General features: G+C 53.6%; 23 protein-coding genes. 21 read left to right on the top strand and 2 right to left on the bottom strand.

Going from position 1 to position 24208, the window contains the following annotated elements:
• Nucleotides 1-69 precede the first annotated feature (69 nt).
• From B9T62_RS13490 to B9T62_RS13435, 13 genes are all read left to right on the top strand, one after another.
• The gene (locus B9T62_RS13490; RefSeq protein ID WP_211296502.1) at nt 70-1272 is read left to right on the top strand and encodes an MFS transporter; all 1203 of its coding nucleotides are present in this window, start codon (nt 70-72) and stop codon (nt 1270-1272) included.
• Between the two features lie 169 nt (nt 1273-1441).
• A complete protein-coding gene (locus B9T62_RS13485) occupies nt 1442-3226 on the top strand; it encodes a TerB N-terminal domain-containing protein (protein ID WP_087915721.1) in 1785 nt (594 codons plus the stop codon).
• Nucleotides 3227-3234: 8 nt separating this feature from the next.
• Complete coding sequence (locus tag B9T62_RS13480) at nt 3235-4554, top strand: ATP-binding protein (RefSeq protein ID WP_087915720.1); 1320 nt, start codon at nt 3235-3237, stop codon at nt 4552-4554.
• Nucleotides 4551-6761, top strand: a complete 2211-nt coding sequence (locus tag B9T62_RS13475) for a DEAD/DEAH box helicase (protein ID WP_087915719.1) — start codon at nt 4551-4553, stop codon at nt 6759-6761. Before B9T62_RS13480 ends, B9T62_RS13475 begins: the two co-directional genes overlap by 4 nt.
• Nucleotides 6762-7449: 688 nt before the next feature.
• On the top strand, nt 7450-7977 hold the full coding sequence (locus tag B9T62_RS13470) for a YfiT family bacillithiol transferase (RefSeq protein ID WP_087915718.1): 528 nt from the start codon (nt 7450-7452) through the stop codon (nt 7975-7977).
• Nucleotides 7978-8494: 517 nt separating this feature from the next.
• The gene (locus B9T62_RS13465; RefSeq protein ID WP_087915717.1) at nt 8495-9874 is read left to right on the top strand and encodes an extracellular solute-binding protein; all 1380 of its coding nucleotides are present in this window, start codon (nt 8495-8497) and stop codon (nt 9872-9874) included.
• A gap of 122 nt (nt 9875-9996) precedes the next feature.
• Nucleotides 9997-10887, top strand: coding sequence for a carbohydrate ABC transporter permease (locus tag B9T62_RS13460; protein ID WP_087915716.1), 891 nt, complete (start codon nt 9997-9999; stop codon nt 10885-10887).
• A 17-nt stretch (nt 10888-10904) separates the two neighbouring features.
• Complete coding sequence (locus B9T62_RS13455) at nt 10905-11729, top strand: carbohydrate ABC transporter permease (protein WP_087915715.1); 825 nt, start codon at nt 10905-10907, stop codon at nt 11727-11729.
• Nucleotides 11730-11838: 109 nt separating this feature from the next.
• Entirely contained in the window at nt 11839-13584 is a 1746-nt protein-coding gene (locus B9T62_RS13450) for a cache domain-containing sensor histidine kinase (protein WP_087915714.1), read from the top strand.
• Nucleotides 13581-14786: a response regulator gene (locus B9T62_RS13445; protein WP_087915713.1), complete on the top strand. Its 1206-nt coding sequence runs from the start codon at nt 13581-13583 to the stop codon at nt 14784-14786. The genes B9T62_RS13450 and B9T62_RS13445 overlap by 4 nt, the downstream gene beginning before the upstream one ends.
• 111 nt (nt 14787-14897) lie before the next feature.
• Nucleotides 14898-15005 (top strand): YjcZ family sporulation protein, encoded by a 108-nt coding sequence (locus tag B9T62_RS40250; protein ID WP_211296457.1) that lies wholly within the window; start codon nt 14898-14900, stop codon nt 15003-15005.
• Nucleotides 15006-15163: 158 nt separating this feature from the next.
• A complete protein-coding gene (locus B9T62_RS13440; RefSeq protein WP_157685598.1) occupies nt 15164-15499 on the top strand; it encodes a YolD-like family protein in 336 nt (111 codons plus the stop codon).
• Between the two features lie 59 nt (nt 15500-15558).
• Entirely contained in the window at nt 15559-16107 is a 549-nt protein-coding gene (locus tag B9T62_RS13435) for a GrpB family protein (RefSeq protein ID WP_245864448.1), read from the top strand.
• 107 nt (nt 16108-16214) lie between these two features.
• Here the strand turns inward: B9T62_RS13435 and B9T62_RS13430 are convergent, their stop codons facing one another.
• Nucleotides 16215-17069, bottom strand: a complete 855-nt coding sequence (locus B9T62_RS13430; RefSeq protein WP_087915710.1) for an AraC family transcriptional regulator — start codon at nt 17067-17069, stop codon at nt 16215-16217.
• A 223-nt stretch (nt 17070-17292) separates the two neighbouring features.
• On the opposite strand from B9T62_RS13430, the gene melA reads away from it, so the two are divergent.
• From melA to B9T62_RS13400, 7 genes are all read left to right on the top strand, one after another.
• Entirely contained in the window at nt 17293-18600 is a 1308-nt protein-coding gene (gene melA / locus B9T62_RS13425) for an alpha-glucosidase/alpha-galactosidase (RefSeq protein WP_087915709.1), read from the top strand.
• A 493-nt stretch (nt 18601-19093) separates the two neighbouring features.
• The gene (locus B9T62_RS13420; RefSeq protein WP_087915708.1) at nt 19094-19273 is read left to right on the top strand and encodes a hypothetical protein; all 180 of its coding nucleotides are present in this window, start codon (nt 19094-19096) and stop codon (nt 19271-19273) included.
• A 772-nt stretch (nt 19274-20045) separates the two neighbouring features.
• Nucleotides 20046-20222: a hypothetical protein gene (locus B9T62_RS39015; protein ID WP_169834377.1), complete on the top strand. Its 177-nt coding sequence runs from the start codon at nt 20046-20048 to the stop codon at nt 20220-20222.
• A gap of 146 nt (nt 20223-20368) precedes the next feature.
• Nucleotides 20369-20752 (top strand): GntR family transcriptional regulator, encoded by a 384-nt coding sequence (locus B9T62_RS13415; protein ID WP_087915707.1) that lies wholly within the window; start codon nt 20369-20371, stop codon nt 20750-20752.
• Nucleotides 20749-21624: an ABC transporter ATP-binding protein gene (locus tag B9T62_RS13410; RefSeq protein WP_087915706.1), complete on the top strand. Its 876-nt coding sequence runs from the start codon at nt 20749-20751 to the stop codon at nt 21622-21624. Before B9T62_RS13415 ends, B9T62_RS13410 begins: the two co-directional genes overlap by 4 nt.
• Nucleotides 21617-22237 (top strand): ABC-2 transporter permease, encoded by a 621-nt coding sequence (locus tag B9T62_RS13405; RefSeq protein ID WP_087915705.1) that lies wholly within the window; start codon nt 21617-21619, stop codon nt 22235-22237. The genes B9T62_RS13410 and B9T62_RS13405 overlap by 8 nt, the downstream gene beginning before the upstream one ends.
• 43 nt (nt 22238-22280) lie before the next feature.
• A complete protein-coding gene (locus B9T62_RS13400; RefSeq protein ID WP_087915704.1) occupies nt 22281-22919 on the top strand; it encodes an ABC-2 transporter permease in 639 nt (212 codons plus the stop codon).
• Between the two features lie 99 nt (nt 22920-23018).
• On the opposite strand, the gene B9T62_RS13395 is transcribed toward B9T62_RS13400, so the two are convergent.
• Complete coding sequence (locus B9T62_RS13395; protein ID WP_087915703.1) at nt 23019-23381, bottom strand: ribosomal protein L7/L12; 363 nt, start codon at nt 23379-23381, stop codon at nt 23019-23021.
• A gap of 187 nt (nt 23382-23568) precedes the next feature.
• On the opposite strand from B9T62_RS13395, the gene B9T62_RS13390 reads away from it, so the two are divergent.
• Nucleotides 23569-24198 carry a YfbR-like 5'-deoxynucleotidase gene (locus B9T62_RS13390; protein WP_087915702.1) on the top strand — a complete coding sequence of 210 codons (630 nt, stop codon included), beginning with the start codon at nt 23569-23571 and terminating at the stop codon, nt 24196-24198.
• The last annotated feature ends 10 nt before the right edge of the window (nt 24199-24208 follow it).

The following is a 24208-nucleotide window of genomic DNA, read 5'->3' as shown; positions in this document are numbered from 1 at the left end:
AGAATGGACAGGCTGTGCCGTAAGGCGCGGCCTAATGTTACATAAAGAGGGGGCTCCAAAGTGAATCAAATGACGCTGCTGCGCAATCCGAAGCAGAGAAAGCTATTATTCAGCGCAGGCTTAAGCTGGATGTTCGACGCGATGGACGTCGGCATGATTTCTTTTGTTGTGGCGGCACTGGCGAAGGACTGGAGTCTAGGGCCGGAACAGGTGGGCATTCTGACCAGCATCAACTCCGTAGGGATGGCTGTTGGCGCGGCGGCTGCCGGAATCCTGGCCGACCGCTTCGGACGCAAGCCGGTTCTGCTGTGGACGCTGCTGATCTTCTCCATAGCCAGCGGCTTATCCGCATTCGCGGCAGGCTTCGGTATTCTGTGCGTACTGCGGTTTATCGCGGGTGTCGGTCTCGGCGGCGAACTGCCGGTGGCTTCCACTCTGGTATCGGAGAGCATGCCTGCCAATCAACGGGGGCGGGCCGTGGTGCTGCTGGAGAGCTTCTGGGCCTTGGGCTGGATTGTCTCCGCGCTGATTGCCTTCTTCATTATTCCTGATTACGGCTGGCGTATCGCCTTCGGTATCGGAGCATTGCCGGCACTTTACGCGCTGTACCTGCGGAGGGCTATCGATGATTCGCCCCGCTTCGCAGAGATCAAGCGGAAGCCGATCTCCCTGCGGAACCGGATTGCGACCGTATGGTCACCGGAATACCGCCGCTCTACGATCATGCTGTGGATCTTGTGGTTTACGGTAGTCTTTTCCTATTACGGGATGTTCCTGTGGCTGCCGACGGTGATGGTTATCAAGGGCTTCAGCCTGGTCAAAAGCTTCGAGTATGTGCTGATTATGACGCTGGCGCAGCTGCCGGGCTATTTCACCGCCGCTTATTTCATCGAGAAATTCGGGCGCAAGTTCGTGCTTGTCGTCTACCTGCTGTTCACTGCCGTCAGCGCTGCCTGGTTCGGCAATGCAACCACGGAAGGCATGCTGCTGGCTGCGGGAATCTGCCTCTCCTTCTTCAATCTGGGAGCCTGGGGCGGAATGTATGCCTATACGCCTGAGCTGTATCCGACCTCCATCCGCTCGACTGGGGTGGGGCTTGCCACCTCCTTCGGACGAATCGGCGGGATTATCGCTCCGCTGCTCGTAGGTGTGCTGGTAGGGCGTTCGATGGCTATCGGTACGATCTTTATGCTGTTTTTTGTCACGATTCTTGTGGGTGCGGCTGCCGTGCTGTTTCTCGGCAAGGAAACCAAAGGAACAGAGCTGCTCTAAGGGTACAGGTGTTTGCATCTTTAGCTTGAAGTACATCTGTTATCAGTGCTAATATTAGAACAGTCAGAGTTGCTTATACTTGATCATCAACGGTTCTTTCACCTATGTGAACAGAGCCGTTTTCTATAGGACAATCTTTAATGGGCAATGCCGGAATGGAGTGATAGCTATGAGTCAGGAACGGAAGCCGCATTTCAGTGAGCTGGTCTGGGAGAGCACGGAGCAGGGTATCCCAATTCCGCCGCGCGGCTCGTCAGAGACGCTGCCCGCTAAGCCTGCCAAGGCGAAGACAAGCTCCGGGTATGATAATGTGCAGCTGCAGCTCTGGGATGTGGAGCTGGAAACCCCGGAACCGGTAACCACTACGGAGAGCCAGTTCGTGCAGCGGGCGAAAGAGCTGGAAGAGCACAAGGAGGAGGCCTGCCTGCTGGTTCCCTTCAAAAGCTACTGGCCGACCTACGGCCATATGACTGGCGCGCAGAGCCGCTGGTATTTCTATTGGCGTCATGAGGTCCGGCAGGGAAAAGCACCTAAGACGGATCTATCATACATTTTTCTGCATGTGTATGAGCTGATTAATGGGGTAGGCTGGAAGGAACCGCAAGAGGGCTACCGTCAGCTGTGTCATCTCTGGGAATCGTACCGTGAGCAATATAAACGGCTGGATCAATACTTAAGCGGCTGGATCGCAGATTTCACGCTGGTGCACAAGCTGGAGGTTCCGCTGACGCTGATCGTCGCCCGCTCCCGTGGACTGGCTGGCGACCTTGCTGAGCTGGAGCTGATACGCTGCCTGTCCTCGGCTCCCGAGCAGCTGTCGTTCGAAGTGCTGAGCGCAATGAGCGATTATGATATCAGTAAATCCAAGTTCTATCTGGGAGAGGGCAAAGCTGCTTGCGAGCTGTATATTCCAAGGGTGGTCGCCCTGATCGACGCTTACGTAACGCGCAAGCATGGCAATCATCTGCTCGGGCTGTTCCCGCCGGGAGAGCCGGTGACACGGGAGCGTTATTTATTCCGCAGCGCGGTATATGACATTTCACTTTATGGGTACTCTGTGCTTGTGCCGGTGGTTCGGATCAGCAAATCCCCGCCGCTGCGCAGCCTGATCACCCGGCTGTTCCGCCTGACGGAGAATAAGCTGCGTGGGCTGCTGGGCTTCCGGGGACGGCTGAAGGATGTCAAGGTGGACGCTGATATGGAAGAGCTGGTGACCCGGTTCCTGGAGCGGGAATTCCGCAGGGAGAAGCAGCAGGACAAGGGTCCGGCTGTGGTCATTGACCGTGAGAAGCTGGAGCGCCTGGAGCAGGATTCGGAGATCGTCCGCAGCCTGCTTACTATAGAAGAGACGGAGCCTATGGAAGAGGCTGAGTCAGTTGTGGAAGCTGTAAGGGAAGCGGGCATGGAAGTGATGCAGGAATCAGCGGCTGCGGATGCTGTAACAGGGGCTGAAGACGGCTTGGATAGGGCGGCTGTGGATACAGCAAGCGGTATGGAAGCGCAAGGCGGTCTGAATCGGGCGGCAGTAGCTGCTGTAACAGGAGCAGAGGACGTTCTGGAAGAACCAGCTGCGAACGCTGGAACAGAAGAGCAGATCGCCTTGGGAACAGCGTCCGTGACAGCGGCAAGTGCCATTTCATATACGCGTGCACATACGGCAGAGGATGAGAATGGAACAGAACGGGCTTCAGAAGCGGAAAAAGCGGAAGAACCAACGGCATTGGAGCAGCTGGCAGCAGCGCTCAGTCCGCTTCAGCAGCAGCTGGTCAGCTTATTAATAGAAGGTGGCGGTCTGCAGGAAGCTTCACGGCTGGCTGCTGCCCAGGGATTTATGGCAGAGCTGCTGATGGATGAAATGAATGAGCTGGCGATGGAGATCATCGGCGATCTGCTCATAGACGGCGATGAGGTCGCTGCAGAATATAGCTCGATATCGCAATACTTAAAGAGGTGAACGTTAGAATGAACATGCTGAGAATACCGAAGAGAATGACAACGGCGCTGGTCAATTCCCTGACTGCGGGTGTTGTTCCACGTATCGGGCTGGAGCATATCGCCGTCGGCCGCAGGCCGGAGGTTGAAGCTATCCTGAAGGATATGGACAACATCGCCGAAGGCGGGGCCGCCTTCAAGCTGATTACGGGCAAGTTCGGCAGCGGCAAAAGCTTCCTGCTGCAAATCATCCGCAACTATGCGATGGACCGTGATTTCGTGGTTGCGGATGGCGACCTGTCACCCGAGCGGCGGCTGGTAGGCACCAAAGGGCAAGGTCTGGCCACCTACCGTGAGCTGATGAGCCACATGTCTACGAAGACCCGCCCGGATGGAGGGGCGCTGGAGATGATCCTGCAGAAATGGATCTTCGGCCTGCAGCAGGCCGTGATGCAGACACACGGTTATGCGCCGGACCACCCCGGCCTTGGCGAGGAGGTTGAGCAGCGGATCTATGCGGTCACCTCCGAGATGAGGGGGCTGGTGCATGGCTTTGATTTCGCCAAGGTGCTGGCCTCTTACTGGAACGGGCACAAGCTGGATAATGATGAGTTGAAGCAGGCCTCGCTGCGCTGGCTGCGCGGCGAATTCCCCACCCGCACCGAAGCGCGGAAGGAACTGGGTGTAGGCGTCATCATTGACGACGACAACTGGTACGATTATATGAAGCTGTGGGCGGAGTTCACCGCAGCGATTGGCTATAGCGGGCTGCTGTTGTTCATTGATGAGGGGGTCAACCTCTACAAAATCACCAACAGCATCTCCCGTCAGAGCAACTATGAGAAGCTGCTCACAATGTTTAATGATACGATGCAGGGCAAAGCGGAGAGTCTCGGGATCTTCATCGGCGGCACTCCGCAATTCGTCGAGGATGGACGGCGGGGGCTGTTCAGCTACGAAGCGCTGCGCTCGCGGCTGGTCGCCGGACGTTACGGCAGCAGCGGCATGAACAACTACACGGGACCGATCATCTCGCTGGATATGCTCTCCCATGAGGAGATTCTCGTGCTGCTGCAGAAGCTGCGCGACATCCATGCGCTGCATTACGGGTACGAAGCGCAATTGACGCAGGAGCAGCTGGTGCATTTCATGGAGGAGGCCGTCGGCCGGCTGGGGGCGGACGAGCTGCTGACCCCACGCGAGGTGGTGCGCGATTTCATGGATCTGCTGCATACGCTGCGCCAGCATCCGGAGGCCACCTTCGGGCAACTGGTCGGGGAACGTACAGCGAAGCCGGCAGAAGCCGGGCAGACGGAGCTGGACGGCTTCCTCGCGGAGTTCGAGCTATGAGCGGCAACCCGTTTCACCGGCTGGCTCCGTTCATTAAGGAATTTATCTACAGGAACCGCTGGGAGACCCTGCGCGAAGCGCAGGTGGATGCCTGCCGGGTGCTGTTCGATACGCCGCATCATCTGCTGATCGCCTCGGGAACGGCTTCGGGGAAGACGGAGGCGGCTTTTTTTCCTGCGCTGACCGAGCTGTATGAGCATCCCAGCGCTTCGGTCGGCATCCTCTACATCGCGCCGCTGAAGGCGCTGATCAATGACCAGTTCACCCGCTTGAACGATCTGCTCCGCGAGGGCAGCATCCCGGTCTGGCATTGGCATGGCGATGTGCCGCAGGCGGACAAAACCAAGCTGGTGCAGAACCCCTCCGGCGTGCTGCAGATCACGCCGGAGTCCCTGGAAGGCCTGCTGATGAACCGTCCCAATGCCATCCCGGCGCTGTTCCATGACCTGCGCTACATCGTCATTGACGAGGTGCATGCCTTCATGGGCGCGGACCGCGGCATCCAGGTGCTCAGCCAGCTGGCACGGATCTCGCGGATGGCCGGCTGCCATCCGCGCCGGATCGGGCTGTCCGCCACGTTGAGCGATTATGCCTCCGTCACCACCTGGCTGGCGGCAGGCACGCGGGAACGCGTGGAGGTGTCTGCTCCGCAGGGCGGGCGCAAGCTGCGCCTCAGTGTGGAGCATTTCTCCTTCCCGGACGCGCGGGACGAGGTCCAGGCGGAGCAGCTGGAGCGGGCACGTCAAGCGTATTATGACTTCATCTATGACCACACCCGCCAGAAGAAAGCGCTGATCTTCACCAACAGCCGCAGCGACGCCGAAACGGCGATCCTGGAGCTGCGGCGGACGGCGGCGCGCCGCAGCGAGCGGGATGTGTTCCATGTGCACCATGGCAGCATCTCCGCCATGCTGCGCGAAGAGACCGAGGCCGCGCTGCGCGAGGGCTCGGGCCCAGCCGTGGCCGCAGCGACGCTGACGCTGGAGCTAGGCATCGATCTTGGCGAGCTGGAGCGCGTGCTCCAGCTCGGCGCACCTTACAGCTGCGCGAGCTTCGTGCAGCGGCTGGGCCGTTCCGGCAGGCGGGGCGACGCCGCCTCCGAGATGATCTTCGTCACGCCGGAGGAGGAAGACGAAGAAGCGCAGCTGCCCGCCCGCATGCCGTGGACGCTGCTGCGGGCGATTGCCGTGATCGAGCTGTATGTACGCGAGAAATGGGTGGAGCCGCTGGAGGTGCGCAAGCTTCCGGTGGGGCTGCTCTACCACCAGACGATGAGCATGCTGAAGAGTATGGGCGAAGCCGAGCCGGACGAACTGAGAGCGGCTGTGCTCAGTCTGCCCTCCTTCCAGGGCATTACGGAAGAGGATTATGAAGCGTTCATGGCCTATATGCTGGGCATGGGTCACATTGAGCGGATGGATGAAGGCAGTGTGCTGGTCGGTCTGGCGGGGGAGAAGATCGTCAACAACTTCCGCTTCTACGCCGTGTTCAAGGATGACGAGGAGCATGTGGTCTACAACGGCACGGAGGAGATTGGCTCGATTACCACTGTGCCGCCCCCCGGCTACTGCTTCACGCTGGCAGGCAGACTGTGGAAGGTTGAGGAGGTGGACACCCGCCATAAGGCCGTTTATGTCAAAACCTCGCGCGGCAAGGTGGACACCCTCTGGCTCGGAGCAGGAGGCGATGTGCACACGCGCATTATGACCAAAATCCGCGAGGTGCTGGGCGCGACGATGCTGTACCCTTATCTCGCTCCCAGTGCGGCGGCGCGTCTGGAACGGGCTCGCCGCCTGGCGAAGGAGAGCGGCTTGCTGACGCGTTCCGTCCTGCCCGCAGGCGGCGACTCCATGTTCATCCTGCCTTGGGCTGGCAGCCGCCAGTTCCGCACGCTGGAGCGGCTGCTGAAGAACAACCTGAAGGGCACTATGGGCCTGCGTTCCGTCGTACCGATGGAGCCGTATTATATGGTGGTTGCAGGCAAGGCCGATGCGGAAACGCTGGAAGCGGAGATTCTTGCCGAAACCGTAGCTGTGCAGGATCCGCTGCAGCTTCTGTCGCCAGACGAAGCGCCTTATCTAGGCAAATATGATGAATTTATTCCGCATGACCTGCTGCGCAAAGCCTTCTCGCTGGACGGCCTCGATCTCCCTGGACTCACCGAGGTGCTGAAGCTGTGGAAGGGGCAGGATCAGCCGCCGGAATAAGATCACTGGTTAGTTAAACAACTGCGAAAGACAGCTCCTAGTTCGTACATCGCAGGTTAAAATGGAAGGTGGACCAGCCATTCCAGAGCTGCATGCGAAAGAAGCTGCTACTTCGACTAATAACATGAATTGTATCCAGGTTTGGAAACACCCTGAGATAAATTGCGCACCCGGTAAGGGGTGTCCGGTAGCGTCAAGACAAATTAGTTGCGAAAGTGCATCTAATTTCAGCTGAAACTCCTGTTTCGGGCAAATAAGTGCGAATCTGCAACTATTTTGGAGAAAATCGCTTCTGTACTGCTCAAAACTCGAAATTAAATGCGTTTTCGCACTTATTTGCTCCAAAACAGAAAAAATCGGCAAATTAGATGCGTTTTCGCACTTAAATCGGTGGCTGGACTAATGTGGCGATCAAGAGACCAAGTCTTGGATGCTCCTATCTAATGGAGGCCTAAGCAGCAACCGAATCTGCAAGTATTTCAGTTAAAACACCATTTTCAGTCCGAGCACCAACCTATGAGTAGAAAACGAAATTGTCTGCTTGTGTCTACTTGTATCTGCTTGTGTGTGGTGCTATTTGCTCTAATGGTGCTAACAGCAGATTTAGTGATAGAGAATGAATACCGCTAATGTGTCTGAGAACAAGAATAGGAGTAGTTAGAGTCGATAGACGAAAGGGGCCATACTCATGAACATGTCATTATCTTACCCTTTGGGTCATTTCACCCCGCAGGAGCAGCCGACAGCGGAGCAGCGGGCAGGCTGGATCGAGGATATCGCCGCTCTACCGGCCGATCTGAAGCGTACGGTAGCAGAATTCACACCCGAACAGCTGCGCATACCCTACCGGCCGGGAGGCTGGAGCACGCAGCAGGTGGTGCATCATCTGGCCGACAATGATATGAACGCGTACATCCGCTTCAAACGGGCGTTGACCGAGGAATCCCCCTTGGCCGGTTCTTACCGCGAGGATCTATGGGCGGAGCTGGCCGACTATGAGGAGACGCCGATAGTGTTCTCGCTGCAGCTGCTGGAATCCCTTCGCCACCGGTTCGTGATCCTGCTGCGGACATTGCCTGCGGAGCAGTTCCAGCGCTGTTTCACAAGTCCCACACATGGGGCGATGACCCTGGAACAGGCTACGCAGCGGTTTGCCTGGCATGGCCGGCATCATCTGGCCCAGATCAGCTCGCTGAAGCAGCGTTTGAACGGATAACATGGGTGTCGATAGGCGTCCAGGTTCTTGCGAGTAACACAGCCGCTCCATCGCTTGCCTAACATACGAACCAGCGAACCGGCTGAATCCTATAGATAAGGTGAACAGGATTGTCTCGTCAGCGGAATTGCTGCGAATGAGACAGTCCTGTTCCAATTTCTATACTATATAAGTTGAACTTTAGATTTTCATATTGGGTCTGGTCGTAACTGCGGGGAATGTTTGGACTTCCGGCCGCTGTTGTCTGCAGATTTCTTGATGGGTCCGCTCCTACAGTTCTAAACATTCTAGAAAAAACAAACCTTTATCCTTAAGTTCGCATCTTGTTGGAAGCGCTTCACCAAACGATAATGTAGCTATATAAGCTGAGCTTGCGCAAGAAGAGTGACGCGAATTACAGGGCACGGGGTGCATGCGGACTTGGATTTTCATCTTGATGCATACCTGCCCAAGACTAAGCGTCCTTATTCGCTGCCACAGCTTGCTTAATATACCACGATAACAGGGGGCATTAAATATGGTCCAGAAGAAGTCAAAAACAACCTTTGTATGGGTCCTGTCGGCTGCGTTGGCACTTACTCTGGCAGCTTGCGGCAACTCCAACAATGAAGGCAGTGACACCGGCAACAAAGATGCCGCTGCGAATACCGGCACGAACACCAAGGAAACTACGGCTCCGGCCAACACCTCCAGCGACAAAAAGGTATCGATCACGTTCCAGAATATTTACCCCGATCCGGCCGCTCCGTCCTACAAGATGGTGCACGAACTGTCCGAGCAATATGAGAAGGAGCATCCGAATATTCACATTGAGCTGGATACGCTGAACACCGACCAGCAGAAGGTGAAGCTGAAGACCCAGGCGGCTTCCAAGGAAGTACCGGACATCACGATTGTCAATCCGGCTGCGCAAATGAAGCCTTTTGTCGACGCAGGGCTGTTCGCACCGCTGAATGACATGCTCGGACAGAACGGGCTGAAGGATACCTACCAATCCGGCCTGCTGGATTATTACAGCTTCAACGATAAGGTGTATGCGCTCCCAGACGGCAATAACATTGAAGTGGTCTTCTACAATAAAGAGCTGTTCGAGCAGGCGGGCATCGCCAAGACGCCAACCACCTTCGAGGAGATGCTTCAGGATGTGAAGATTCTCAAAGACAAGGGTATCACACCGCTGGCTATCGGCGAGAAGGATTCTTGGACCGGCTCGTTCCTGTTCATGAACATTCTGCTGCGCACCAACGGCGGCCCGGGCTTCCTGCAGGATGTGCAGGATGGCAAAAGAACCTTCGAAGACCCTGCCTTCATCGAAGCCGTTGACGCCTTCCAATCGCTGGTTCAGGCGGGTGCGTTCCCGGATGGGGCGACCTCGATCGACGCCACGGCAGGCGGCAATATTTTCAAATCCGGCAAAGCGGCGATGTGGGTCATCGGCTCCTGGGAAACCGGGGCGATTGATGCTTCGTCCGTATCCGGCAAAGTAGGCGCGTTCCAATTCCCGACCGTAAACGGCAAGGGTGACCCGAATGAATTCATGCTGGCTCCAGGCAGTGCTTTTGCTGTATCCGCTAACAGCGAGCACTTGCAGGAAACGATGGACTTCCTAAATTTCTTCGCGCTGAACCTGCCCAAGAAGCAGTTTGAGCTGAAGAATGCGGTAGGTATCGGGCAGAAGGTGGACGGCGACCTAAAGGCAGCAGGATACTCCGATCTGGCGATCAACATTGCCGGCCTGTTCAACCAGGTGAAGGGCGGCGATCTCGCTTTTGACAATACGATGAATCCGGCAACGGCCCAGGTGCACTTGAGCAGCATCCAGAACCTGTTCGTGCAGAAGGTGGATTCCGCGCAGGTAGCCAAGGAGCATCAGAGTGCTTTTGAAGCCAATAAATAAGTAATAAGCAATAAGGAAACGCCGGCAGCGACCAACAACTGCCTTCCCGGTGTGAAGCGAAGCGCCCCACGCGGCTTCACACCGGATTAATCTGATGTTTCACTTGCTGGGAGGCGGAAGTCATGAAAGTTCTGAAGGTGCCCGCACGCACAATAGCCGTCTTCATCCTGCCGTGTCTGCTGCTGTATGTGTGTCTTGTATTTATCCCGATTCTGGTGTCCATCTACACCGGGCTGCTGAAATGGGATGGCATTAATCAGGCGGAGTTTGTCGGACTGGCGAACTTCAGAGAGATGTTCCTGCATGATCCGGTCTTTTGGCCTTCGGTCAGACGGACCCTGCTGTATGCGGTAGCATCGATGCTCGAAATCCCCTTGTGCCTCGCGATGGCCATACTGCTGAACCGTTATCTGCGCAAAGGCAATACCTTGGTCTCGATCTATTTCACTCCGGTCATTCTGTCGGTCGTTATTATCGGCCAGCTGTGGAAAACGGTCTACAACCCCACCTCGATGGGCGGCATGCTGAACGGCTTGCTGATCTCGCTCGGACTGGACAGCTGGACACATAACTGGCTGACTGAGCCGAAGATTGCGATGTTTTCGATCTATCTGGTGTCACTGTGGCAGTATTTCGGCTATCATCTGCTGATCCAGTATACGGGGGTGCGGAACATTCCGGACGAGCTGTATGAAGCGGCAAGGATTGACGGCGCAGACGGCATCAAGGCGGATCGTTATATTACGTTTCCCCTGATTGTGCCGATTTTCAAAATATCGATGGTGCTCGCTTTTATCGGGTCCCTGCAGGCCTTCGACCTGGTGATGGTAATGACTGCCGGAGGTCCGGCGCATGCCACCGATGTCATCTCAACCGTGATGTACAACAATTCGTTCCTGTCCTTCAAATACGGCTATGGCAGCTCGATTGCAACCTTTCTGGTCGTGCTATGCCTTGTCTTCACGGTTATCATCAACTTCCTGTTCAACAAGCTTGAACGCAAATTCAGTTAGGAGAGGAGTGCGCGGTCATGTCTCAATGGAAAAAAGGATTCGTGTATCTTCTTTTTGCCGTGCCTGTAGTTACCCAGCTCTATCCGCTGCTCTGGCTGCTGCTCTATTCCCTGAAGACCAACGAAGAGATTCTGGACGGCAGCTTCTTCTCCTTCCCGAAGGAATTTCAGTGGCATAACTACAGTGAGGCTTACAAGTCCGGCAGCTATCTGAAGTACCTGTCCAACAGTGTGCTGGTGACCGGAGTGACGATGCTCTGTGTAATTCTGCTCAGCTCGATGGCGGCGTATGCGATATCCCGTTTCCGCTGGCGCTACGGCAGTGTGGTGATGACGATTTTTCTAATGGGGATGATGATCCCGATGCAGGCCACCTTGCTTCCCTTGATGATTATTTTCAAAAACATGCATATTCTCAACACCCATCTGTCGCTGATCTTTCCGTATATTGCCTTCTCCACCCCGATTGCCGTCTTTATTCTCAGCGGGTTCATGAACAGCATCCCCCATGAGATTGAGGAGTCGGCGTTCATCGACGGGGCGAGCGTCTACCGTATCTTCCGCAGCATCATCCTGCCGGTGTCTGTGCCGCCGGTGATGACTGTCTGCATTCTGACCTTCATCAACATCTGGAACGAATATATCCTGGCCGCCACGTTCATCTCCTCGGAGAAACTGAAGACGCTGCCCTTCGGAGTCTACACCTTCGTTAGCCAGTATTCGGTCAACTACGGAAATATCGGGGCTTTCCTGGTGATGGGCGCGCTGCCGGTTATCCTGATCTACTTCTTCCTGTCCAATCAAATTACGAAAGGGATGGTTGCCGGAGCGGTTAAAGGTTAATTGATCTTGCATAATCGCAAAGCGGATTTATAATGATGATACCAGGGCAGCAGAACACAGTTGGGGGAGGGGAGAGGTACTGCGACGCTTTCATTCCATTCACCAGCGGATGTTTTTGCTGTTTCTTTTTGGCATGTCCAGTATTCTGCTGATTGTCAGCCTGCTCTATTACGGACGGACCACGAACCAGTTCCATGAGAAGATCAGCGACCTCTCGCAGAAAAATGTGGCGCAGACCGCCGGACTCTTCAACCTGCTGTATAAGGGTTATGACAGCCTCTCCAAATCGCTCAGCAACAACTTTGAGCTGATCCGGCTGCTGAACGAAACCACCGATGAACCGGCGGTAGCCTATATTAACGAGCAGACGATTACGAATATTATCGGGGCGATATTCTACTCGCGGGATGATCTGGTTGGCATCCATGTCATTACCGATTACGGCAAGATCTATAACTATGGCAACAATATGAATGTGGTGGACCCAAAATACAGGGAGAAGGATTGGTACCGCCAGCTGCAGGCCTCTTCAGGCAAAATGGTCTGGCTTGGCGTCTATGAGCATTCGCTGATTGACCAGGTCGAGGACAGTCCGGTGTTTGCTTTTGGCCGCCAAATCTATGATCTGAATGAACACAAGCCCATCGGCATTGTGCTCTATGAGACGAATCCGCAGCGTGTCCTGGACGCGCTGGATAATGTGAAGCTGGGCGAGCACAGCCAGGTGTACCTGCTCTCCGAGGATGGCCGCTTCGTGACCTCGGCTACAGATCCGAAGCCGGCGCTGGACCGTCTCCCGTCGCTGAAGAACTCGGAGGAAGTCATCGTGAGGCAGGAAGCGGACCGGTTGGTCGTCGCCTCCAAGCTGACCTTCTCCGGCTGGTGGGTGATGATTATTACTCCGGACCGTGACCTTAACGTAGAGCTGGTGGAGATGAAGCGCTATCTGCTAATTGTCATCTTCATCCTCATTCTGCTCTCCACCCTGATTGCTTCGCTGGTGTCCAGATCGTTGTCACTGCCGCTGAAGAAGCTGATCCGTGAGATGAAGCAGGTCGAGATCGGCAACTTCCGCGGCATGGTCAAGGTGTCCTCTTATCAGGAGATCAATATTCTGGTGGCCTCCTTCAACCGGATGGTTCACCGGATCGAGGAATTGATTGAACAGGTGAAGCATTCTTCTGTCAGTGAGAAGAACGCGGAGCTGCATGCCCTGCAGTCGCAGGTTAACCCCCATTTTCTATATAACACCTTGGATATGATCTACTGGATGCTGGATGAGGAAGGCAATGAGCAGCTGGGTGAGCTGGTGCTCTCGCTGTCCTCGATGTTCCGCTACAGCAGTGCTTGGGAGGACGGTGTAGAGGTGACGCTGCAGGAGGAGCTGGAGCAGATTGGCCATTATCTGAAGATCATCTCCCTTCGTCTGGAGGGGCGGCTTACCGTTGAATGTGAGATTGAGGAGCGGTATCTGCAGGTGCGGGTTCCCAAGATGACTCTGCAGCCGATTATTGAGAACGCAGTCAAGCATGGACTGGAAGCGCTTAAGGATGGGGGTGTGCTGAAAGTGTTCATTCAGGAGGACGGGGAGACGCTGAGGATCATCGTGGAGGACAACGGCAGCGGATTGGAGGCGGCCAAGCTGGAGCAACTGCTGGAATCGCTGGCATGGCCTGGACGGCAGTCGTCCAGAGACAATGGCACAGGCGGCATTGGCCTGCAGAACCTGCACCGCAGGCTGCAGCAGCTGTTCGGCAAGGCCTACGGTCTGGAGATTCACAGCACCCCCGGGGCAGGAACACAGGTGGCCATTGTATTGCCGGCTCCGCAGGAAGGAGGCACGCACCCAACATGAATATCTTGATAGCGGACGATGAGCGGGTGATCCGGGAAGGGATCAAGCGGACGATACAGCAGATCAGCCCGGATCACCGGGTAGTGGTGGCTGCCTCCACAGAAGAGGCTGTGCGCCTTATGGAGGAGCAGCAGATCCAGATTGTGCTGACGGATATTCTGATGCCAGGCATGAACGGCCTGGAATTCATGCGCATTTCAAGGCGGCGTTATCCGTACGTCAAATGGGTGGTGATCTCTGCACACAGCGAATTTGCCTATGCGCAGGAGGCGGTCCGTCTGGGCGCGAGGGATTATCTGCTGAAGCCGATCGGCAAAAGCCGGCTGCAGGAGCTGATTGCAGACCTGACCCTGGAAATTGAGCAGGATAACCAGCTCAGTCAGGCCGGGGCAAGGCTGAAGACCAGCCTGAAATATTTGCGCGAAGGCGTATTCCAGCGGCTTGCGCGAGGACTGGATGTCGGCAATCTGGATATTGGTCCGTTTATCGCGGATTACAGCAGCTTTTATCTGGTTATGGTTCAGCTGAATGCAGTTAGGCAGAGTGTGACGCTGGAGCATTTCATTGTCGAAAATGTGCTCTCCGAGCTGATTGAGGGCCATGGGTGCGGGGTTGTCGTCAGCTATGATCGGCAGAGCCTGCTGGCGCTGCTCAGCTTGCCGGAGGGGGCCGGAATTGAGCCCTTCCGGCAGGAAGCGCAGGTCCATCTCAAGCATTATCTGAAGGTGCCGTTCCAGCTGCTGCATTCTGGCCTCTGCTTCGACTTCAAGACTGTTCCGCAGGTCGTGAACGGGCTGAGGGAAACCTCGGCGGCACAGGCCTGCGAAGCGGGGCCTCATACAGGCAGCGGAGAGAAAGCGATTAACGTGGCATTACAGTATATCAAGGAGCATTGCTATGAGGACTTGTCTTTGGAGAAAATCGCGTCCGTAGTCTTTCTGAATCCGGCCTATTTCAGCCAGCTGTTTAAACAGAAGACCGGTCAGGGCTATAAGGAGTATGTCACTACGCTGCGGCTTGCACAGGCGAAGCTGCTGCTGCTCCATTCCAGGTTGAAGCTGGCCGATATCGCCGAGCAGGTTGGCTATCAGGATATGAGACATTTCACGCAGATGTTCCGCAAGCGGTTTAAGCTCACACCTACTGAATACCGCCAGCAGCATACGATCTCTGCCCTGCCGGCCAGAGGCAAGGAAGAATAACTTTCCTGGCACTTGTCCTCCAGATTCCTTTCCTGAATACCCAAGCGTAGAAGTAGCCTCTGCATATTCTGTGATGTACTCAATTAAAAGGAGTAAAAGGAGGCGTTAGGAATGAGTGAATGTGGAGTCGGCGGATACGGCGGCGGGTTTACTTCTACCACAAGTATTCTGGTATTGTTCATCCTGCTGGTTATTATCACCAAGGCATTTGTGATCTAATTTAAAATATTGCTGCAAGGGTCTGCTGTTTTATTTGATCCGCTGGTCTGCTTAGCAGGCTGGCGGATTTTTTTGACATTTGTAAGCCTGTACGTATGCGAGTATAATACAAACAAATGTTCGTATTTGAGAATCGTCAGGTCATGGAGGCAGACAGCATGAGAAAGAAACTGGAAGGCAACGGTCTCTGGGAGAGCAGCCGGATGATGTTGATTGAGCACAAGGATCGGATTCTTGACGACGCACAGCGGCAGGAGCTGCGGCGCAGACCCGAGCTAGACCCTCAGGCGCTGGACGAGCTGCAGCACATCTTCGCCCAATCGATGGAGGAGCATAGCGCGATTACCTTGACGCTATTCGATCCGGAGGGAGACAGAACTGCCCGCGGCATCGTGATGATGGTCAATGTTCAGCACAGACAGCTTAAATTCAGGTGGTCAGAGGATGATTGGGACTGGATCAGCATCAAGGATGTGATGGATGCGGCCCCGTGAGTGGCTTGATATAATAAAATGAACATAAATTATGGATTGCTTAGGAGGTTAATATCATCGTGGCAAGAACACAAGCCATAGAAGTAGTACCCTATAACCCGGAATGGGCGCATGAATTCACTAGAATCAAAGAATACTTGCTGCCCTATGTGGACGATCTGATCCTTGCCGTTGAACATGTCGGCAGCACCTCTGTCCCAGGGCTCGATGCCAAGCCCATTATAGATCTGGATCTGGTAATGGCAAGTTATGATGTGCTGCCGGAAATCATCGAGCGGCTGGCGAAGATCGGGTATGTGCACGAGGGGAACCAGGGAATCGAAGGCAGGGAGGCATTCAAGCGGATACAGGAAGACGAATTCATGAAATATCACTTGTTCGTCTGCCCACAGGACGGCAAAGGGTTCGTGGAGCACCTTGCTCTGCGTGACTATTTGTGTTCCCATGAGGCGGACCGTCAAGCTTACGCTGAACTTAAGAACAGGCTCGCCGGGCAGCACCGCAACGATAGGGATGCTTACGGCGCTGGCAAAACGGCTTTTATACAAGCTATTCTAGAGAAAGCACGTGCAGGTGCGGATACATCCTGGTACAGGCGTAAACAGTAATCAAGGCAAGGATTGCGAGCTACAGAACAGGACTAGCTTAGGTTTGGAATACATAATGAACCTCCTTTAGTGGTAAGGGTATCATCGACAAGACACGGCAGTCTGCTCTAGCGCAGGCTGCTGCGGAACTCGCTCGGTGACATCCCGCACCATTTGCGGAAATGCCTGGAGAAATATAGAGCATCGTTATAGCCGACCGAAGTAGCCACCTGATCAATCGTCAGCGGGCCGTTAAGCAGCGCCTGCGCCTTGTCCATTCTTACCTTCAGCAGATACTGCTTGGGGGACAGTCCGGTCCGCTGCTTGAAGACCTTGGATAGATGCGCCCGGTGATAACCCAGCGTAGAGGCCAACTGGTCGATGCTAATCTGCTGGTGGAACTGCAGCGAGAGCCAGCGGATCGCCTGGTCAATCTGCAGCTCGATCACGTCCGGCAGCAGCACGGAATGCTCGGGCAGGCTTGCGGCATTGGCGAGGCCAAGCTGGCAGAGTAAGAGGCGCAGCCAGCCGGAAGCCTCCAGATTCTCCAGCCGGGGATAAGCAGACTGCTTGAAGGACAAGCGGATGCGTTCATACAAGTGGTGCAGCTCGGCGACATTGGCGGCTTGCTGCAGCGGACGGCCACGGATAATGCCAACCTCGGCGAACAGCTGCTGAACGTCTTCACCTTGCAGGGCAACCCAGGCATAATGCCAGGGATTGGACGAATCGGCCTGGTAGCTGAACAGCGAGCCGGGAAAGATAACGAAGGTGTCCCCGGCCCGGCAAGTCTGCGAGAGGCTGCCACTCTGGAAATGGCCTTCACCGGTCAGCACGGTATGGATCAGATAATAATCGTGGACAGAGGGGCCCATCTTGTGACCGGGAATCGGTCTGCCTTCACCGCTGAACAGCACGGTCAGCTCACGTTCCTCAGGTTGCGGATTGAAGCCCACCATAAATTCATAATGTTCAGGGTTCATAGCTTCCTACCTTCTTTTATCCTAACATTGTTCTCCCTTCAACATACGATACCGCTTGCAACAATGCAACAAATATCCATAATCGAATTAGGTTTCTCCATAGGGTTTGGGAGCGCTCTACTCTATAGTAGATAAGGAAGAGAGCAGCGGAGAATGCCGACATTGCAGCAGTTATTGGCTCTGGAAGCATAGGCCGCCTTAACTAAGAGGAGGAATATTTGCCATGCCCAAAATTACATTTATCGGTGCGGGAAGTACCGTGTTCGCCAAAAATGTGCTGGGGGACTGTATGCAGACCCCCGCGCTTCAGGGCTTCGAGCTGGCCCTGTTCGACATCGACCTGCAGCGCCTGAACGATTCGGAGAATATGCTGAACCATATCAAAGCAAGCAGCGGCAGCACCTGCCAGGTGAAGTCCTATACCGACCGCAAGGAAGCACTGCGCGGAGCCAGCTATGTGATCAACGCTATTCAGGTCGGCGGTTATGATCCGTCTACGATTATAGATTTTGAGATTCCAAAGAAATACGGACTGCGCCAGACCATTGCCGATACTGCGGGTATCGGCGGGATCTTCCGCAATCTGCGCACGATTCCGGTCATGCTCGATTTCGCGGCCGAGATGCGCGAGGTCTGCCCGGATGCACTGTTCCTGAATTATACCAACCCGATGGCTGTACTGACGAATGTTATGAACACTTACGGCGGCGTGCAGACGGTAGGTCTGTGCCACAGTGTGCAGCAATGCATCCCCGGCCTGTTTGAGCATCTGGGTATCGACCAAACCGGTGTGCAGGCCAAGATCGCCGGGATCAACCATATGGCCTGGCTGCTAGAGGTCACTAAGAATGGAGAGGATCTCTATCCCGAAATTAAACGCCGGGCGGCGGAGAAGCAGCAGGAGCACCATGGGGATATGGTCCGCTACGAGATGATGCTCAAATTCGGCTATTACATTACTGAGTCCTCGGAGCATAATGCGGAATATCATCCGTATTTCATCAAGCGCCATTATCCCGAGCTGATTGAACGTTTCCAGATTCCGCTGGACGAGTATCCGCGCCGCTGTGTGGAGCAGATCAGCAACTGGCAGCAGATGCGCGAGGAGCTGGTGGGCAACAAGCAGCTGGAGCATACCCGCTCTCATGAATATGCCTCCTACATTCTGGAGGCGATGGAGACGAACATTCCGTTCAAAATCGGCGGCAATGTCATGAACACCGGCCTGATCACGAACCTGCCGCGGGAAGCCTGCGTCGAAGTCCCTTGCCTAGTAGACAGCAGCGGTGTTACGCCTACCTTCGTCGGTGATCTGCCGCCGCAGTGCGCGGCTCTGAACCGCACGAACATCAACACCCAGCTGCTGACGATCGAAGCGGCCATGACCCGCAAGAAGGACCATATCTATCATGCAGCCATGCTGGATCCGCATACCTCGGCTGAGCTGTCGATGGATGATATTGTCAGCATGTGCGACGAGCTGATCGCGGCTCATACGGCCACCGGATTCCTGCAGGACGTCTACAAGTAACCGTGTTGGCTTCCTGGCAAACAGTAATAATCAAGCACAGCAGTGATTCTCGGGTGATTGGAGAATCGCTGCTTTCTTTTTGTGGTTGAGTGTGGCTTGATGTTTTTCTATTTCTTGCGATGAAAAAACTTATAACTGAAATAATTAATAAAATTGAAGTTAGTATTACATAGATCTCAAGGATCATAAAACACGGGCATGAACTGTCAATGAATGTATCGGTAAGTACAGGTGAGCCGAATAAAGAAAACCAGTATTACAAAGGTTTGCAATTCACTTTAAAGACAGTTATAGGTGAAACGGAGTATTACATTGGTGATGGAGGTTTTGTAGATGGACACAAAATATGTTAGGTAACAGGAAAGAACGGCTATTAATTAGTGCAATTGGTCTGGATAGACTAACAGAATGTATGAATAACAGACCTTCACCTCGTGCATAGTAAAGACGAACTCTGAATATGAAGTGAAATAAGAAGGGAGAGATATTGAGCATGAAAGACAAAGAAATTAAACAGAAAGCCATTGAAGCGGACAATTTGAACTTTCACGACCGTACTGATGATGTAATCCGAAATGTGCCCGCCACGAAGGGTGTCAACGAAGCAGTTGAAGCTATAACCTCACATATCGATAAATACGACGTACCGGATGAGCTGGAAGAAAATAGTTAATAAATCAAGCGCGTGCAGGTTACCCTGATCCGCGCTTTTTACATATTCAAGAGCTGGGCAGGAGGCAGCCTTTGAGCTGGTCTAAATCATAATCCTGTTTCGAACGTCCCCTGTTGGCTTTCTGGCCGATTAGGGCTTGGGGCTAGCTTCAGCGGCCCCTCCGGTGCCCTGAACTCCGTAAACACGCAAGCCCGTAACCCCACAACCCCACAACCCCACAACCCCACAACCCCACAACCCCACAACCCCGGACCATCGCACTCAACCAGTTATGTTCTCTGCTAACGGACCCCAGCGCCGCTATTTGTCCAAAAACTGCGTATTTATGCGGCTAACGGACTCCAGAGCTCGTATGTGGGCTACAACCGCTGGTTTAGCACTCATTTGCGGGAAATAAGGTCACTGGAGTCCGCTACCCAAGCAAAAGTGGCCACATCTGCACAAATAGCGGCTATACGGTCCCTAACGAAAGGCGGGGCACTCCAGAAGCAACTTTCCAAAAACTACGGGGACAGCAACCAGAGTAGAATTCATCGACTATACAGAGTAGAATTCATCGACTATAAGGAGTTCAGCCCGCAGCCGGAGAAGGTTACTAAGTTTTAAATCAAATGTGACGCTTTATTAACATCCTTAAGGAATGGGTATGGAATAATTAAACAATACATGACTTATTCCACCTAAGGAGGAAGTGAATTGAAGAGCAAGGACATGTTTCTCACCGCTTACGGTGCAGATCGGAGACCAGTCGAGCGCCTATGAGTGGAGAAATGTGGGCAACCCTTCTTTTTATCCGGAGATCGCTCTGGGCAATCTAGATGGCAAGGGGGAAGACGAGTTTGTGCTCATCCTGACTACGGGAACCGGCACAGGGGTGCATGAATCGGAGGTGCATGTGCTGACCCGGGAGATGGCAGAGATTCCGGTCGTTGCTAGCCGTTCCGGATGATACCTACAGCGTCCCGCAACCCATTAAACGGTTGTGAGGACGCTCTTTTTGTTTTGCCGCCAAGGGATTGACAACCCTGTCTATAGTGTATATATTACATATATACATTAATCACAATAAATACAAAGAGATGATGGTGCTGCAACATGAATATTTTGATATCAAGCACCTCGGGTGAACCAATCTATGCCCAGATAGTGGGCCAGATCCGCCAGCTGATTCTGCAGGGAGAGCTGGTCTCCGGTACACCGCTGCCTTCCATCCGGCTCTTGGCCAAAGAGCTGCAGATCAGCGTCATTACGACCAAGAGGGCTTACGAGGAGTTGGAACGGGAAGGGCTGGTGAATTCCATTGTCGGCAAGGGTTCGTTCGTGTCGGGTGCGGACCAGGAATTCATCCGCGAGCAGCGGCTGCGGATCGTGGAGAGCCGAATGAAGGAGATTATCGAGGAGAGCAAGCTGCTGGGCATTGATTTTGCCGAAATTACGGAAATGATGAAGCTGCTCTATGAAGAGGAGGACAAAGAATGAGTAACAACGTGATCGAAATCAGTCAGGTGAGCAAGACCTATAATCGCTTTGCGATCAAAGAGCTGGATTTCACCATCCGCAAGGGGTTTATTACTGGCCTGATCGGGCCTAACGGTGCTGGCAAAACCACGCTGATCAAGATGATCATGGGCATGGTGTACCCGGACCAGGGCAGCATCCGCATTTTTGGCGAAGAGAACTTGCTGCATGCCGCTTCCATCAAAGACCGGATCGGCTATGTGTCGGACGAGAACTATTACTACGAGCACCTCACCGTGAAGCAGATGAAGAAAATAACCGCCCCCTTCTACAGCCAATGGAATGAAGAGCTGTGCCAGCGGTACCTGGATCACTTCAAGCTTCCGGAGGATAAGAAAATCAAGGAGCTGTCCAAGGGAATGAAGATGAAGTTCGCCCTGGCGATCGCCTTGTCCCACGGGGCCGAGCTGCTGATTATGGATGAACCGACGGCAGGGCTGGACCCGGTGTTCCGCAGAGAACTGCTGGATCTGCTCAGTGAACATATTCAGGATGAGAATAAATCGATTCTGTTCTCCACCCATAATACGACCGACCTGGGCCGGATTGCGGACTACATCGTTTTTGTGAATGATGGCAAGCTTGTGTTTGATGAGATGAAGGATGTGTTGCCGGAGAAATACATGCTGGTCAAAGGCGGCAAGGAGCTGCTGGACCGCGATGTGCGTGCCTGGTTCACAGGTCTGCGGGAGACGGCGCATGGCTTCGAGGGACTGGTGAGCAACCGGGCGGAAGGGGAGAAGTATTTCAAGAGCATTGCGATTTGCGAGACGCCTACGCTGGAGGAAATTATGTATTTTACCGTCAAGGGAAGTGGTACGCTGCATGTCTAATGTGGTCCGGCTGATTCGGAAGGATTGTTATCTGGTCCGCTATTTCAGCTGCTTTGCGGTCGCGTACAACCTGTTTATCTTATACAATCTGCCGGAAAGCTCGGGTCTCGATGTTATGATCACTTGTCTGCTGCTGCTCATGTTCGGCTGTTCTATCGAGGTTCGTCAGAATAACTGGCAATATGTGATGAGTCTTCCGGTAACCCGCACGGAGATTGTCAGGGCTAAATACTTAAGTCTGATTCCGTATCTGCTGTTTGCACTGCTCTGTTCGTTCGTGCTCTCCAGTGTGGCTGGCCTTCTGGGCATCATGGAGAAAAGTGGTTACGGGAACGCTTTGATCCTAAGTATAGTGCTTATTCCTATCGGTGCTGCCCTGTATCTGCCCGTCTATTTCGGAATGGAGTACAGGAAAGTAATGAACACGCTGTTTAATGTTAGTACTAGTTTACTTATTATCAGCGCCGCCAAGCTGGACGTTGATGTTCTGATTGCCCAAGAATTGGGCTATACCGGACTCCCGGATACGTTGTTGTTGGCAGGTGCTGGTGTGTGTGATCTACTACTGCTCTATGCCTCTTACAGACTGTCATTAGTATTATTTAGAAGTTAAGATTATTGTTGCACATATATGATTACATAGAGGAGTGCTGTACATGACAAGCGCTGTCTACCTGATCCGCAAGGACATGATTTTATCCAAAAAATTTCTGCTGCCGATTCTGCTCTATTATCTGCTGATGGCTTATACGAATATCGATAGCTTCAGTCTATTCACCTTGCTGCCTTCCTTGCTGCTGCTGATCAATGCCTGCTCGATCGATGGCAGTGAGATGAACCAGCGGTATCTACTCAGTCTGCCCTTGCGCAGGCAACAGATTGTAGCCGCCAAATATGTCTCAACGGTTCCGTTTGCGCTGCTCGGCTTTCTTAGTGTTGTTGTCATTTTCATTGCAGCAACCGTGATGGGGAAAGAGCTGGGCGCTGGATTCTGGAGAGAAACTGGCCTTACGACTGCTGCGTTCCCGCTGCTTGCCGCTATTTATTTGCCGCTCTATTACTGGCTGGGCTCAAAAGGCTCACAGTATGTGAATATCGTGTTTATGGTGGTAATCATGGCCAGCTCCAGCGTGTTCGCTAACTTATCTACCAAGCTGCCTCTCATCAACAGCTGGTCTGATCTGGGCACGGACCGGAAATGGCTGCTGTACCTGATCTTTGCTGTGGCGTATGTGCTAATCCTAGGCTGCTCTTACCTGATCTCCCTGCGGATCTATCGGAACAAAGATGTTTGATTGAAAACCTCCTGCTACATTTAAACGGCTATGCCATCCTCTGGGAGGACGGCATAGCCGCTGTTAGCATTCGGACACGGTTAGAACCCCATTATAGGCTTAATAGCCATGACGCACCGCCAGCCCATCCACATAATCCTTGGCATCCTTCAGCGACATATTCGTCGCTTCACGCATCTCTTTAATAGCCTTAATCTTCTGCCCCTGCGAAATCAGCGAAAGCAATCGTGCGTCAAGATCAGCGTTGTTTGTCACAGCAGCCCCCGAACTGTACGCATAAGGCAACGGAACGGTAAGTGGCGCAGGGGCAGACTTCGTCATTCCCGGATGGCCGTTTATGCTGCTCAGCCGAGCAACGTCTGAGCGCAGCTCATTGACTTTGCCCTGCAGACTGAATACCTTGACCATTAGTAGAAGGGCAAGAATCAGAGCGGCAACGGCGATAATCTGTGTAGTTTCCACTGGGAATTCTCCTCTCTATAGCAAACTGCATAATTATGTTCATAACGTGGGCATGCTTAATTGTAAACGATAACAGCCAATGAGATGCCCTTTTATTTCATACCCCGTTAATCACCCATTAACACAGGTCGTCTATACTTAATAGAATGGACAACAGAATTCATCCCAGCAAAGGACGGTTGAACACATGGGCATACACAAATATTTCAGATCACTGAACGAATTGGAGCGGATCATCCGCTGTCCGGGCAAATTTAAGTTTGAGGAGCACAGTGTCGCGGCGCATTCATGGAAGGTCGTCCAATATGCCAAAACGTTGGCCGATATTGAGGAGAAGCACGGCGCACAGATCGATTGGAAGAAGCTGTACAATATCACCAGCAGCCATGATTACGGCGAGATTTTTATCGGGGACATCAAGACACCCGTGAAGCATTCCTCCATGCAGCTGCGGCAGCTGATTCAGCAGGTAGAGGAAGGCATGGTCAACCATTTCATTGAAGAGCATATCCCGCAGGAGTTCAAGGGGACGTTCTACCACCAGCTGCGCGAAGGCAAGGATGACTCGCTGGAAGGGTTGATTCTTGAGGTTGCCGACAAAATGGACCAGGTCTACGAAGCATTCGCCGAGCTGCAACGCGGCAATACGGAGAAGGAATTTGTCGTGATGTACCGCAACGCGCTGATCAAAATCAAACATATCAAACTCCGCAGTGTTGATTATTTCCTCGAAGAGATTCTCCCCGACATGGTGAATGAAGAAACGCTCTCCTCCATTAATATCCGCCAGATCACCGAAGAAGCACTCGCACTTTAAGATGCTTCAC

Origin of the sequence: Paenibacillus donghaensis, from assembly GCF_002192415.1 — a bacterium.
In the GTDB taxonomy this organism is placed as follows: Bacteria; Bacillota; Bacilli; order Paenibacillales; family Paenibacillaceae; genus Paenibacillus_AQ; species Paenibacillus_AQ donghaensis.
The sequence above is the reverse complement of the archived record's forward strand: the minus strand, read 5'-3'. Positions and strand labels throughout refer to the sequence as shown.